General features: G+C 66.3%; 13 protein-coding genes. 4 read left to right on the plus strand and 9 right to left on the minus strand.

Features of this window, described 5'->3' with window-relative positions; genetic code table 11:
* Positions 1 to 4: 4 nt before the first annotated feature.
* Together ACWF5H_RS12300 and ACWF5H_RS12305 are read right to left on the minus strand one after the other, a co-directional pair.
* Positions 5 to 1,654 carry a catalase gene (locus ACWF5H_RS12300; RefSeq protein ID WP_452037173.1) on the minus strand — a complete coding sequence of 550 codons (1,650 nt, stop codon included), beginning with the start codon at positions 1,652 to 1,654 and terminating at the stop codon, positions 5 to 7.
* A gap of 528 nt (positions 1,655 to 2,182) precedes the next feature.
* Positions 2,183 to 3,409 (minus strand): MFS transporter, encoded by a 1,227-nt coding sequence (locus ACWF5H_RS12305; RefSeq protein WP_452037175.1) that lies wholly within the window; start codon positions 3,407 to 3,409, stop codon positions 2,183 to 2,185.
* A gap of 222 nt (positions 3,410 to 3,631) precedes the next feature.
* Here ACWF5H_RS12305 and ACWF5H_RS12310 point away from each other — a divergent pair, with 222 nt between their 5' ends.
* Positions 3,632 to 4,111 carry a TetR family transcriptional regulator gene (locus ACWF5H_RS12310; protein ID WP_452037176.1) on the plus strand — a complete coding sequence of 160 codons (480 nt, stop codon included), beginning with the start codon at positions 3,632 to 3,634 and terminating at the stop codon, positions 4,109 to 4,111.
* Positions 4,112 to 4,187: 76 nt separating this feature from the next.
* Here ACWF5H_RS12310 and ACWF5H_RS12315 read toward each other — a convergent pair whose 3' ends face one another.
* From ACWF5H_RS12315 to ACWF5H_RS12325, 3 genes are all read right to left on the minus strand, one after another.
* Positions 4,188 to 4,556, minus strand: a complete 369-nt coding sequence (locus ACWF5H_RS12315) for an iron chaperone (protein ID WP_364645662.1) — start codon at positions 4,554 to 4,556, stop codon at positions 4,188 to 4,190.
* Between the two features lie 61 nt (positions 4,557 to 4,617).
* Positions 4,618 to 5,553: an NADP-dependent oxidoreductase gene (locus ACWF5H_RS12320; RefSeq protein WP_452037368.1), complete on the minus strand. Its 936-nt coding sequence runs from the start codon at positions 5,551 to 5,553 to the stop codon at positions 4,618 to 4,620.
* A gap of 105 nt (positions 5,554 to 5,658) precedes the next feature.
* Complete coding sequence (locus ACWF5H_RS12325; RefSeq protein WP_452037178.1) at positions 5,659 to 5,985, minus strand: hypothetical protein; 327 nt, start codon at positions 5,983 to 5,985, stop codon at positions 5,659 to 5,661.
* A gap of 309 nt (positions 5,986 to 6,294) precedes the next feature.
* Between ACWF5H_RS12325 and ACWF5H_RS12330 the strand changes: the two genes are divergently transcribed.
* Entirely contained in the window at positions 6,295 to 6,921 is a 627-nt protein-coding gene (locus ACWF5H_RS12330) for a malonic semialdehyde reductase (RefSeq protein ID WP_452037180.1), read from the plus strand.
* Positions 6,922 to 7,041: 120 nt separating this feature from the next.
* Here ACWF5H_RS12330 and ACWF5H_RS12335 read toward each other — a convergent pair whose 3' ends face one another.
* The 3 genes from ACWF5H_RS12335 to ACWF5H_RS12345 form a co-directional block, all read right to left on the minus strand.
* On the minus strand, positions 7,042 to 7,872 hold the full coding sequence (locus ACWF5H_RS12335; RefSeq protein ID WP_452037181.1) for a GGDEF domain-containing protein: 831 nt from the start codon (positions 7,870 to 7,872) through the stop codon (positions 7,042 to 7,044).
* A 590-nt stretch (positions 7,873 to 8,462) separates the two neighbouring features.
* Positions 8,463 to 9,296: a hydroxymethylpyrimidine/phosphomethylpyrimidine kinase gene (locus ACWF5H_RS12340; protein ID WP_452037182.1), complete on the minus strand. Its 834-nt coding sequence runs from the start codon at positions 9,294 to 9,296 to the stop codon at positions 8,463 to 8,465.
* A gap of 95 nt (positions 9,297 to 9,391) precedes the next feature.
* On the minus strand, positions 9,392 to 9,844 hold the full coding sequence (locus tag ACWF5H_RS12345; protein ID WP_452037183.1) for a hypothetical protein: 453 nt from the start codon (positions 9,842 to 9,844) through the stop codon (positions 9,392 to 9,394).
* Positions 9,845 to 10,009: 165 nt separating this feature from the next.
* Here ACWF5H_RS12345 and ACWF5H_RS12350 point away from each other — a divergent pair, with 165 nt between their 5' ends.
* Positions 10,010 to 10,720 carry a queuosine precursor transporter gene (locus ACWF5H_RS12350; RefSeq protein ID WP_452037184.1) on the plus strand — a complete coding sequence of 237 codons (711 nt, stop codon included), beginning with the start codon at positions 10,010 to 10,012 and terminating at the stop codon, positions 10,718 to 10,720.
* Here the strand turns inward: ACWF5H_RS12350 and ACWF5H_RS12355 are convergent.
* Positions 10,684 to 10,923, minus strand: coding sequence for a hypothetical protein (locus tag ACWF5H_RS12355; RefSeq protein WP_452037186.1), 240 nt, complete (start codon positions 10,921 to 10,923; stop codon positions 10,684 to 10,686). The genes ACWF5H_RS12350 and ACWF5H_RS12355 overlap by 37 nt on opposite strands.
* 332 nt (positions 10,924 to 11,255) lie before the next feature.
* Between ACWF5H_RS12355 and ACWF5H_RS12360 the strand changes: the two genes are divergently transcribed.
* Positions 11,256 to 11,954, plus strand: a complete 699-nt coding sequence (locus ACWF5H_RS12360; RefSeq protein ID WP_452037188.1) for a TetR/AcrR family transcriptional regulator C-terminal domain-containing protein — start codon at positions 11,256 to 11,258, stop codon at positions 11,952 to 11,954.
* Positions 11,955 to 11,974: the final 20 nt, after the last annotated feature.

Raw genomic sequence — 11,974 nt, forward strand, 5'->3', positions numbered from 1 at the left:
GAGGTCAGCGGTCCACCTTCAGGCGTTCGTTGGGCACACAGTGCGTCATGGTCAGCCCGGAGACGTCTCGCGGTCCGTTCTTGCCCAGGTTCGCCATCCACGCATGCTCCGCTTGGGAGAGGTTTTGACTGGCCAGCGGACCGAGGTCCTTCACCTCGTCCAGCGTGATGCCGATGCCGTTGCCCACGCTTTCGCCGAGTTCATCCGCGACCATGAAGAGGTGCCAGAGCATGCGCTCCTGGATCTGGCGGTCACATTGGGACAGCGCGTCCGTCAGGTTGGTGATCAGGTCCTCGCGCTCCCAGTCCTGCTGCAGGTAGAACCGCTGGCCGGCCTGCAGGTAGTCGTTGGTCCGGGGTATCCGCTCGCGGGTCAGCCGCCCACTGATCTCCGGACCATAGGCATGGTGGTAGCCCTCGTCCTTGGCCGCCTCCTGCACGCCGCCGGTAATGGAGGGCTCATAGTTGACGTGCGGGTTCTGGCCCGGGGCGGCGTCCACCATGTAGGCCATCTGCCCGTCCCGTTGGTTGGTGGCCACCGGCGCCTTCGGGCTGTTGACCGGTAGCTGCAGGTAGTTGGGGCCCACCCGGTGCCGCTGGGTGTCGCTGTAGGAGAACGTGCGGCCCACCAGCATCTTGTCGTCGGAGAAGTCCAGGCCGTCCACCAGCACGCCCGTGCCGAACGCGATCTGCTCGTTCTCGGCGAAGAAGTTTTCGGCATTGCGGTCCAGCACCATCCGGCCGACGGCCTTGGGCGGGAACTGCTCCTCCGGCCACACCTTGGTATCGTCCAGCGGGTCGAAGTCGAGTTCGGGGTGATCGTCGTCGGACATCATCTGCACTTGCAGTTCCCACTCGGGGAAGTTTCCGGCTGCGATGGCATCGTAGAGGTCCTTGGTGTGCGAGCCGAGGGTGTGTGCCTGAACGTTCGCGGCGTCCTCGGCGGTCAGCGACTTCACGCCCTGCTTGGGCAACCAGTGGTACTTGACCAGCATCGACTCCCCGGCAGCGTTGACCCACTTGTAGGTGTTCACGCCGAAGCCCTGCATGTGCCGGTAGTCGGCCGGCACGCCGCGCGGACTGAAGACCAGCATCACCATGTGCATGGACTCGGGCGACTGGCTGAAGAAGTCCATCGCCCGGTTCGCCACCGACGCCTGGAAGTGCACCGGGTCCGGTTTCTGCGAGTGGATGAAGTCGGGGAACTTGATCGCGTCGCGGATGAAGAAGACGCCCAAGTTGTTGCCCACCAGGTCCCAGTTGCCGTCCTCGGTGTAGATCTTGACCGCGAAACCGCGTGGGTCGCGGGCCACCTCGGAGGAATCGCGGCCGCCGGCCACGGTGGAGAAGCGGATGGCGAGGTCGGAGCGCTTGCCCGCTTCCTGGAACAGCTTGGCGCGGGTGAAGTTGGCGATCGGCTCATCGCCCCACTTGCCGTAGGCCTCGAAGTAGCCGAAGGCCGTGGTGCCGCGGGCGTGCACCACCCGCTCCGGGATGCGCTCGCGGTCGAAGTGGCTCATCTTCTCCAGGAACTGGTAATTCTCCAGAGTGGCCGGGCCGCGGGCGCCGATGGTTCGGGTGTTCTGGTTGTCGTAGACCTTGTGGCCCTGCCGATTGGTCAGGGGCTGGTCCGGGGAATTGGCCGCATCGGTCATCGCTGATCACTCCTAGGAAAAGGTGTGTGCCGGTTGCCGTGACTCCCACGTTCCTCCTCGGCTGGAGCTAGGGCAAGAGTCCGACGGCGGCGCACCACTGGGGTGTTCATCTCGGCTCGGGTGCGCAAGGGCTTCGCGGGATTGGCCGGGAGCCGAGCGGCGGCGGCTGGGAAGCAGACGGGAAGCTGCCGCTTCCGCATGCGGGGACGGTCGTTTAGCGAGGCGGTGCCGGTCGTTTAGCGACGCGGGAGCTGGACCCGCGCGCCTTTGGCCCAGGTGGAGGCTCACCTCGTCACACCCGCGGCTGCCGTACGCTATACGCCACATTGCTCCCCGGCCAGACAGAAGGCATCCCATTTGCGGAGCTTTCGCCTTGGTCTTCCCGTGCATGCGGCCCTCAGCCGGCGCTTCCCGGCTCCTCCCGGCGCAATGTGGCGTATAGCGTACAGGCCTGAGGGCGCATCGCGTCCGGGGGCGGAGCGAACCGCCTCCGTGCGCCGAAGCAGCCTGCTTCCGGGGAAACGCTCCTTACCGGTGCGCGAAGTTGAGGCCCAGCCGCTTCTCGCTGAGGTACAGGCTCAGGCCGATCCCGAGCAGGGCGAACGTGCAGGTCATCCACCAAGTGGACTGCCAGCCGCCGGTGGCGGTAGCCAGCCAGGCCACGATGGCCGGGCCGGTGAAGTTGCCGACGTTGAAGATCTGCTGCATCAGGCCCATCGCGGCCGGGGTGGAACCGTCCGGCGGGGCGAGATCCACGGCCATCCGCGTCAGCGTGGATGGGATCACCGCGCCCACCATGGAGAACACGGCCACGCAGGCGAATTGGATGGCCATGCCGCCGGGCACCGTGGCCCAGTCGACAGCGAAAGTGAGCACCGTCGTCGTGCCCATCAGGATGAAGGTGGGGATGAGCAGCATCCGGGGTGGCACGCCGCGCTGCAGCAGGGGCGCGGTGCCGATGGCGCCCACGGCGTTGAGGCCGCCGACCACCGCCGAGAGGATGCCCGCCCAGATGCCGGTGACGCCGTTCTGGTGGTAAATGGTGGGCAGGAAGCCGACCACGGCCATCCACTGGACGGTATAGCAGCCGAACACCACGCCGGCGATCCAGGGTTTGGGAGACCGGACGGTGCGGCCGATCCTGCGGGTGGCTGCGGACAGGCCGGAGCCGTCGCGCGGAGGGTCCTGCGGCACGAACTTCAGCACCAGCGGGATCGGCACCAGGGTCAAGGCGGCCATCAGCCACCACCACACATGCCAATTCGTGGCCTGCAGAATCAGCGCGCTCGCCACCAGCCCGGTGAACGTGGCAAAGCCCTGGTAAGCGCTCCAGAAGCCGACGGCCATGTTCACGCGCGCGAGCGGGGTGTTGGTGCGGATCAGGCCGGGCGCAACCACGGTGGTCAGCAGGAATCCGGCGCCCTCCAACGCGCGGCAGGCCATCAGCACGACGGCGGAGTCGGCGAAGCCGCCGATGACCGAGCCGGCAATGAGCAGCCAGAGGCCGATCAGCAGGCAGCGCCGCGCGCCAATCATTTCCGCCAGCAGCGAGACGGCCAGACCGCCGGCCATGCCGGCCACCTGCACCACCCCCAGCAGGACGCCCGCCTGCACCAAGGACATGCTGAGCTCGTGCTGGATGACGGGAATGGCGGTAGGCAGCTTCCAGATGTGCATGGCGGCGGTAACGCCCGCAAGGACGACGACGATCCACGCCGCATCTGCCCGCTGCCGGGTGACGCTGGGTGCGGCCATGTTGCTCCTTCGGCCCCGGTCAATTAGTTGCCTGTACAGACTAGCTGCGGCGGGAAAAAGGTGACGCGTGGCACGTAAGACAGGCTCCGGCGTCGTAATAGTTGACTCGGATCCGGGACCGGAGGCTTCCATCGGGGTGGGAAGTTGAGGCCGTTAGCGGCGAGGCGGCTGTGGATAGACTGGCTGGGGCGGCAAACCCGCCGGGAACCACGAGAGGGCAACATGTTTGAACCTGGGGCGCCGATCGACGAGGTCGAGCGCGATGTCGAATCCATCATCATGGCGTTGGTGCACGAACTGGGCGAGCGGGCCGACGCCGATCCGGAGCCGCTGGGCGCAGAGGAGCGGGCCTACATCGCCGCGTTCTCCGACGCACGGGCCAACACCGACCGCAACCAGGCCGGCCTGCTGTCCACGGCGATCGGGCAGCCGAACCTCGCCGAATCGCTGATCTACCTCAACCAGCGGCTGGACCGCCAGGACCTGGATCCGCGCGAGCCGGTGGGCATCATAGGGATCATCGTCCGGCTGGCGATGGACGGGCTGTGGGTCTCCGACATCCTGGACAGCACGCGGTTCAAGCCTGCGGACCGGCGTCGCATCACGGACGTCCTCACCGGCATGACCTACCTGACCGACGCGCGGCTCCAGGAACTGCTGGCCGAGCTGCAGCCGAAGCCCTCGGGGGACAAGAAGGACTAGGTGCCCGCGCGGTGAGGCGCCGGTGACGTCAGGCTCCTGCGCGGTCAGGTACCGGTGAGGTCAGGCTCCTGCGAGGTCAGGTACCGGTGAGGTCGTGGCCTCGCTGGCGGGCCAAAGCCCTGACCACCCGCGTGATCAGGTCATACGGAATCGGTTTTCCCAGCGGAAACTTTAGAGTGCCTTTGGCGGCGACGTAGGGTTCCAGATCGTGCTTCAGCGCCGCATCGGCTTCCGGCAGCGGGTAGAGCGAGACATGGTGCTTCCAGCCGGCGAAGTAGACGAGGTAGTGCCCCTCGAACATGATTGCGGGGATGGCGTAGCTGATCTGTTCGCCGGCTCCAGGGACGGCATTGTGGATGGTCCGGCGCACCTCTTGGAGAATGGTCCGCACGTCTTCCGGGAACGACGCGATGTAATCGTCGACGTTCGAGAACTGCTCCGCCATCGCTGATCCCGCCTTCTGGTCCGGCCTTCTGCTTCCTGGCTGCTTCCGACTATGCTGCCGCTTATCCGGCCTGCTCCGCGAACGGCGTCAGCACAATCTTCCCGGAGACTTGGCCCTGCTGACTGTGCCGGATGGCGTCCGCGGCCTGGTCCATCGAAAAGGTGCGGTCGATATCCACCGTGAGCTTGCCGGCGTCGGCCAGTTCGCTCAGCCGGGCAAGCTCGGAACCGTCCGGACGCACCCAGATGAAGCGGCCGCCGTGTTCTGTCACCGCAGCGTCCGCGATGGACGCGTGCCGTCCGCCGTTGCGCAGCACGGCCTGGGTATCCTGCAAGACGCCGCCCACGAAGTCCGCCACCACGTCCACGCCCTGCGGCGCCAGCTCGCGCACACGGTGCACCAGACCGGCGCCGTATTCCAGCGGCTCCGCGCCGAGTTCCCGCAGCCGCTGGTGGTGCTTCTCCGAGGCCGTGGCAATGATCCGGAGGCCCCGCTCGACGGCGAGTTGGATGCCGATGCGTCCCACCCCGCCGGATCCGTTGTGGATCAGCAGGGTTTCGCCCGTGGACGGCGCCAAGGCGTCCAAGGTCCGCTGCGCCACCATGCCCGTAAGTGGCAGGCCGGCGGCTTGTTCCCAGCTCAACGATTCCGGTTTCCGCGTCACCATGGAGACCGGCAGGGCCACGAACTCCGCATAGGTGCCGCCGGCCACCGTGTCCCGGCGGCCGTACGCGTACACCTCATCGCCGGTCGAGAATTCAGGGGTGTCCGGCCCCACGTGCTCCACCACGCCGGCAACGTCCCAACCGGGGATCACCGGGAAGTGGACGTCCAGCATCCTGTCCAGCCCGCCGGACATCACCTTCCAGTCCACCGGGTTCACGCTTGAGGCCTTTACGCGGATCAGCACCGTTCCCGGGGCTACCTTAGGCCAGGGAACTTCTGACTGCTCCAATACCTCCGGGCCGCCGTAACGGGAGTACGTCATCGCCTGCATGCTCTTGCCCAAATGGGTACTACCTTCCTGCTACTTCCTGTTTCGGTCCACCCTAGTGGCGGGCGGCCATGCTTTCCATGGGCCCGCAGCCCGCCGTCGTCATGGTCAGAACGCCCCGATCGCCGCGCCGTAGGCCAGCGGGACCAGGATCAGCGCCAGCAGGCAGACCGTCGCGATCCACCAGGCCCGGCTGCGCCGAACCAGCGCGATGCCGGCCAGGACCGGGGCTGCGATCATGATGATCAGGGCGGTCAGGCCGAAGAACCCGGTGGCAGGGTCCGGAGCCGCGCACTCCAGCAGGCAGCCGGTGAATCCGATGTACATCACCAGCAGCGCCCAGAACATCGGCAGGCCCAGTGCGGCCCAGCCGCCAATCACCAGCAGAAGGCCCCACCACACGGGACGCCGGGACGGCGCAGCAGTTTCGGTCACCGTGTTTGTCTACCAGCGCTGGCGGCCGGGGGCAACGTTTGGCCCGTCCGGGCTGTCCATGTCTTGAGCGGCCGGGAAAGTTTCCGCAGGTCAGGGCGGTGTGCGGCCGCAAAACATGGACAGATCCTGCTGAACCTGGACAGCAGCCACGGGTCCGTCCGCCGTCGGGTTGAATCTGGCCAGGAACCGAGAACCCAGCCGCCCGCACCCCGCGGCCGTGTAGCGAATGTCACCCCAAGGGGAGAAATTTCGGCTCGAGGCCACGGCGTTACACCCTCCAGACAACACACCCCCAACCTGAGGAGTCCCATGAGCGTCGAAACCGCTGACGTCAACCTGCAGAACCTGCTGTCCGTGGACCGCGAGGCCGCAGACAGCCTGTTCCTGGAGGCCCGCACCGCGAACACCTTCTCCACCGAGCCGGTCTCGGACGAGCAGCTCGCCGCCATCTATGAGCTGGCCAAGATGGGCCCGACCATGATGAACAACCAGCCGCTGCGCATCACCTGGGTCCGCTCCGCCGAAGCGCGCGAGAAGCTCGCCGCCCGGATGGCCGAGGGCAACCGCGCCAAGACGCAGTCCGCTCCGATGGTCGCCGTGCTCAGCTACGACACCGACTGGCACGAGCACTTCGGGACGTTCTTCCCGCACGCGCCGGAGCGCAAGGAGATGTTCGACGGCAACGCCGAAATGCGTGCCGAGGTGGCCAAGAACAACGCGTGGCTGCAGGCCGGTTTCTTCATCATGGCCGTCCGCGCCGTGGGCCTGCACGCCGGCCCGATGGGCGCTTTCGACGCCGCCGGCATCGACGAGGACTTCAACGCCGGCACCTCCAACCGCACCTTCATGGTGGTCAACGTCGGCACGCCGGGCGAGAACCCCTGGTTCCCGCGGCTGCCGCGCCTGGACGCCGAGATCGCAGTCCAGACGGTCTGATTCTTAGCTGAACCGCTGACGACGGCGGTGCCCACCCCAACGGGGCTTGCGAGCCTCCCGTGGTGGGCACCGCCGTCGGGCTTTAAGCGAGAACGGGCGCGCAAACAGGGCCGGGGCGGACTACGAACGGACGCCGTCGGCGGCGGCCAGAGGCCCGCTGTTGCCGTCGCGGTCTTCCGCCAGCACCGCGCGGTCTTCCGCCAGCACCGCGCGGTCTCGGCCCTGGGACTTCGCCTCATAGAGTGCAGCATCGGCCGCCTCGATCGCCGCATCCAACGTGTGGGCATCCGGTGTGTCCGGTCCCTCGCCGATGGCTGCGATGCCGAAGCTTACGGTGGGCAGCGTGAAGTCCGGAAAGTCTGCCGTGCGCAGGTTCTGGCTGATGTGCTGGGCTACCTGCTTGGCTTGTTCAGGGGCAGCGCCGGAGAGCAGCAGGATGAACTCCTCGCCGCCATAGCGTCCCACCAGATCGGTGGACCGGACGGTGTTGGTACAGACCTGGGCGAAGGCGCGCAGCGCTTTGTCGCCGGCGGGGTGGCCTTTCGTGTCGTTCACGGTCTTGAAGTGGTCCAGGTCCGCCAGCATCAGGCTGCCGGACCTGCCGCCGCGGCGCAGGCTGTCGATCCGGTCCGCGGCCAGATCAAGGAAGGCGTTTCGGTTGAGCAGCCCGGTGAGCCCGTCGTGCAGCGCGCGCTTGCGGAGGTCCCGGGAGGCCTGCTCTTCGCTGAACGTGGCCATGCTGAAGGAGACCACCACCATCAGCGCCATGGTGAACAGCGTGGTGGCAGCGCCCCCGAAGACAGTCTGGAAGATGCGGCCGTCCGGCCCGTCCGCCAGGAAGGCGGCCAACCGGCCAAAGTAGAAGGCTGCCAGGAGCCCGGCAACGAACGCCAAGGGGCCGCGCAAACGCGTGAAACCGCGGCGCAGCCGGAAAAGTTCGGAAGCTGCCAAGCCGAAAAAACAGGGTCAAGAAGGCGAGGAACGCGGTTCCGCCGGCCCAGATATTCGTGCCGGGATTATCGACGGCGGCGGTCACACCGGTAAGAGCCATGCTGGCCGCAATCAGCCACGGCACCGGTTTGCGGGCCTGCAGGGACCGGGTTCCCGTCCAAACACCCGCGGCGCCGAAGACCACCAGGACGTTCGCCAAAGGAGTGGCCCACCACTGGTGTCCCGTGCCGTTCAGCAAATACCCGGCGGCACCGGTGAGGAACATGGCAATCGCGGCACACCACCAGGCGCTGTAAGGGGCACGCGTCCGCCGGTAGGTCACCGCATAGAACAGGACCAGCAGAACGATGCCCACCACGGCGAAGGCAACCCTGAGGGTCGCTGTGTCCAGCACCATGGTCCGCCCCGCTGTTTGGTCCGACTATTGTGTCAACGTCAGTATTGCAGCGGGACTGCAGTCACGGTGACTCCAGCATCGTTTGTGTCTTGAGTCTATGCAGCGGCGTGGCAGGCGGGGATCCGTGGGGCGCCCCGGACCAGCGACGGCGGCACCCGGGCGCGGGCACCGCCGTCGTCATCAAAGGCAAGCGTCAGGACAGCTTGGCGCCGCCCTGCCACAGGGCGTCGAAGGGGGCGTTGGAGGAGACCCGGGCCTTGATGCCCTCGGTCACGAAGGCCTTGGCGGTCCGGGCGGCCTCCAACGGGGTGGCGCCCTTGGCCAGTTCGGCAGTCACCGCGGCGGCCAGCGAGCAGCCGGCGCCGGAGACAGCCACTTCGCCGACCTTCGGTGCGGACAGAACCTCCAGGGTGTCGCCGTCGTAGAACACGTCCACCGCGTCCGCGCCCGCCAACCGCACGCCGCCCTTGGCCAGCACTGCCGCGCCGGAGGCTTCATGAATGATCTTGGCGGCCGCCTTCAGGTCCTCTACGTCGTTGATGGTGATCCCGGCAAGGGACTCGGCTTCGAAATGGTTCGGGGTCACGAAGGTGGCCAGCGGCAGCATCTGGGCCTTGAGCGCCTGGTCGGTGTCCAATGCGTGGCCGGGCTCCTGCCCCTTGCAGATCAGCACCGGGTCCAGCACCACGTTGTCCCACTGCTGGGTCTGCAGCGCCGCGGCGACCGTGTCGATCGTCAGCGGCGAGCCGAGCATGCCCAGCTTCACCGTCTTCAGCGAGCCTTCATAGCAGGTCTGGATGGCTTCCAATTGGTCGGCGATGACGCCGGCGTCCACCGGGACAAAGCGGTGGTTCCAGTTGTCCTTCGGATCGAAGGAGACGATGCAGGTCAAGGCGGTGATGCCGTAGGTGCCCAGTGCCTGGAAGGTCTTCAGATCGGCCTGCGCGCCTGCGCCGCCGGTGGCTTCGGAGCCGGCGATGGTCAGCGTAATGGCGGGCGCGGTGGTTACGGTGGTGGAAACAGGCATGCGCCCATTTTCCACCCGTCCACCCACGGTTCCTAATAACGACGGCGGTGCTCGCCTCAGGGCGAACGCGCGCCGGCCTGCATGGCCGGGTCCGGTCAGTGGATATCCATCATCTTCCACACACTGAAGCGGCCGATCGCGGCGGCCAGCCCGATCAGCGCCGCCAGTTCCAGCGTGCCGAGCGGATCGCCGCTGGAGAGCGAGACCAGGATCAGGAAGGAAGCGGTGGTCATCACCAGGAAGAAGGCCAGTACGTGCAGCCACTGGTTGGCCACCGGCCGGAGCAAGAGGCCCAGCACAAACGCGATCGGCGCCCCGACTACCAGCCCAACGCCGCCGGCATACAGCCCGACGACCAGCGCCAGGAGCGCTGCCGACGCCAGCTGGTGGCCGTTGACCGGGCCGCCGACCAGGGTGAGCAGCAAAGCACCCAGCGCGAAAACAGAAACTGCAACCAGGAAACCCACCACGAAGGCGCCGAACCCGAACGTCACCCGGTGGCGCGGGTTGCTGCGCTCGAACGCGTCGAGCTCCGGTTCCTGGCTCATACAGCAAGAATAGGTCGGCCACCAAGGAACTGCCGGGTCGTGGGAGAATGGATGGCGGTCCGGGTGGCAGACGGACCCATTAGTGCTAATACAGCGGACGTTTCATCAGGCACCAGCGGGTGCGAAGCGTTGCGCGAACCACTTCTATAAGGGTGAACCACCACAATGACTGAACTGCAATCCCGCACGCCTGCCCGCTTTGCCTCGATCGGCAGCCCCTATTTCGGCATCATGCTGGCCGTTATGGCCGTAGTCCTGATTCTGTCCAACATCGGCGCCGCCAAAGGCGTGGTCATCGGGCCGATTATTACCGACGGCGGTTTCTTCCTCTTCCCGCTGGCCTACATCCTGGGCGACGTGATCAGCGAGGTGTACGGCTTCAAGGTGGCACGCAAGGCCATCGTCACGACCTTCGCCCTGTCGATCTTCGCCTCGCTTTGCTACTGGGTCATCATTGGACTTCCGGGCTTCGACGACGACTTCGGCCGGATGAAGCAGCAGGCCCTTGAGGGCGCGCTCGGCCCCGTGCCGTTGATCGTGCTCGCCAGCCTGCTGGGCTTCCTAGTGGGCCAGACGCTTAATTCCTGGGTGCTGGTGCGGATGAAGGAACGCTGGGGCGAGCGCCGCTTGTGGGCGCGGCTGATGGGCTCCACCGGGGTCGGGGAATTCGCCGACACGCTGATCTTCTGCTCCATTGCGGCCTCCATTATCGGCATCAACGACGCCCCCACGTTCGTCAATTACGTATTGGTCGGCTTCGTCTACAAGACCTTGGTGGAGTTCCTCTTCGTCCCCGTCACCACAGCGGTGATCGGCTGGGTGAAGAGGCGTGAACCGTCCTACAATGCGCTGGCTTCGGATTCCTCTGCAGCCTGATCGTCGATGACCAGGGTCGGGACGCGCTCGCTGAGTTCTGACGGCGACAGGTTCGCTGACACGAGGATCTCCTCGGGAGCAACCCCGGCCTTCAGGGCTACATCAATGGCAACGTCCAGATTCGATTCAGCCTGGTCCATCTCCACCTGCAACCCCTCCACTGCTGCCGAAGCGGTCCAAACGTCCTTCAGGTGTTCTTCCATGGTGCTAACTTCCTATCTGGCCAGAACGAAGGTCCCTCTGCCCTAGCCGGAGACCTCTTCCCCTTCGGGTGAAGGAACGAGTCCCGGATTCGTCAGCTTACAGTGTAAGGTCCGCACTTGGCACCCCGGATCGGGCACTTTGCCGGGAATTTTCCAAACCTTCTCCGGCGGCGCAAAAACCGCTGCCCGCAGCGGAAATCCCGCACTGCCGGTGCGGGATTCAAAAGGTGGAATGGCCTCCAGCCAGCGGCCGGTGTGAGGACAGGGGGGTGTTCGGGCGCGTAGGCTGGTGCGCAATCGCAGGAGGGGAGCGTCCAATGGCCGAGTCCGGAATGTCCGTATCGCCAGACGGGGACCACTCCGGTGGCGACAGGCCGAGGCTGGACCGGCAGCGAATTCTCGAGGCGGGTGCGGTGTTCATCGAGGAACACGGGGTCCGCCAGCTGAGCATGCGGCGCTTGGGCGCAGAGCTGGATGTCGAAGCCATGTCGCTGTACCGCTACGTGCCGTCGCGGGAGGACCTGCTGGACGGCATCGTGGAGTCGGTGGTCGACGAGCTGTATAGCGATCCAGAGGTGTATGTGGAGCCGCGCCATGGCTGGCAGGACTACCTCCTCCGGCTGGCCCATGGCCTGCGCCGGCTGGCCATGAAGCATCCGCAAGTATTCCCGCTGATCGCCACGCGGCCCGCCGAAGCTCCGTGGGTACGGCCACCGCTGCGAAGCCTGCGCTGGGTGGAGTCGTTCCTCAGGGCGATGACCAATGCGGGGTTCAGCAACGAGCAGGCCGTCGAGGCCTACCGGGCCTTCAGCAGTTTCCTGATCGGCAACCTGCTGTTGGAGGTGGCCGCGCTCGGCGCCGACATCGGGCCGGTGGAGGACCCCGAACCATCGCCCTCCCGTCGGGCGGACCTGACCAACTACCCGCTCCTGCAGGAACTGCAAGGCCTGTTGTCGGAAGACCGATCCAAACAGGAGTTCGACGCGGCACTTGATGCCCTGCTGGACAGGCTGGATAGCCAGCTCGCCTGATGGCAGCCATGCCCGTGCCG

Source organism: Arthrobacter sp. NPDC055138 (genome assembly GCF_053607305.1).

What these genes read in the sequence shown, in the direction of transcription:
- ACWF5H_RS12300 (WP_452037173.1), bottom strand. Translation starts at nt 1,654, where the DNA reads ATGACCGATGCGGCCAATTCCCCGGACCAGCCCCTGACCAATCGGCAG.
- ACWF5H_RS12305 (WP_452037175.1), bottom strand. Translation starts at nt 3,409, where the DNA reads ATGGCCGCACCCAGCGTCACCCGGCAGCGGGCAGATGCGGCGTGGATC.
- ACWF5H_RS12310 (WP_452037176.1), top strand. Translation starts at nt 3,632, where the DNA reads ATGTTTGAACCTGGGGCGCCGATCGACGAGGTCGAGCGCGATGTCGAA.
- ACWF5H_RS12315 (WP_364645662.1), bottom strand. Translation starts at nt 4,556, where the DNA reads ATGGCGGAGCAGTTCTCGAACGTCGACGATTACATCGCGTCGTTCCCG.
- ACWF5H_RS12320 (WP_452037368.1), bottom strand. Translation starts at nt 5,553, where the DNA reads ATGCAGGCGATGACGTACTCCCGTTACGGCGGCCCGGAGGTATTGGAG.
- ACWF5H_RS12330 (WP_452037180.1), top strand. Translation starts at nt 6,295, where the DNA reads ATGAGCGTCGAAACCGCTGACGTCAACCTGCAGAACCTGCTGTCCGTG.
- ACWF5H_RS12340 (WP_452037182.1), bottom strand. Translation starts at nt 9,296, where the DNA reads ATGCCTGTTTCCACCACCGTAACCACCGCGCCCGCCATTACGCTGACC.
- ACWF5H_RS12345 (WP_452037183.1), bottom strand. Translation starts at nt 9,844, where the DNA reads ATGAGCCAGGAACCGGAGCTCGACGCGTTCGAGCGCAGCAACCCGCGC.
- ACWF5H_RS12350 (WP_452037184.1), top strand. Translation starts at nt 10,010, where the DNA reads ATGACTGAACTGCAATCCCGCACGCCTGCCCGCTTTGCCTCGATCGGC.
- ACWF5H_RS12355 (WP_452037186.1), bottom strand. Translation starts at nt 10,923, where the DNA reads ATGGAAGAACACCTGAAGGACGTTTGGACCGCTTCGGCAGCAGTGGAG.
- ACWF5H_RS12360 (WP_452037188.1), top strand. Translation starts at nt 11,256, where the DNA reads ATGTCCGTATCGCCAGACGGGGACCACTCCGGTGGCGACAGGCCGAGG.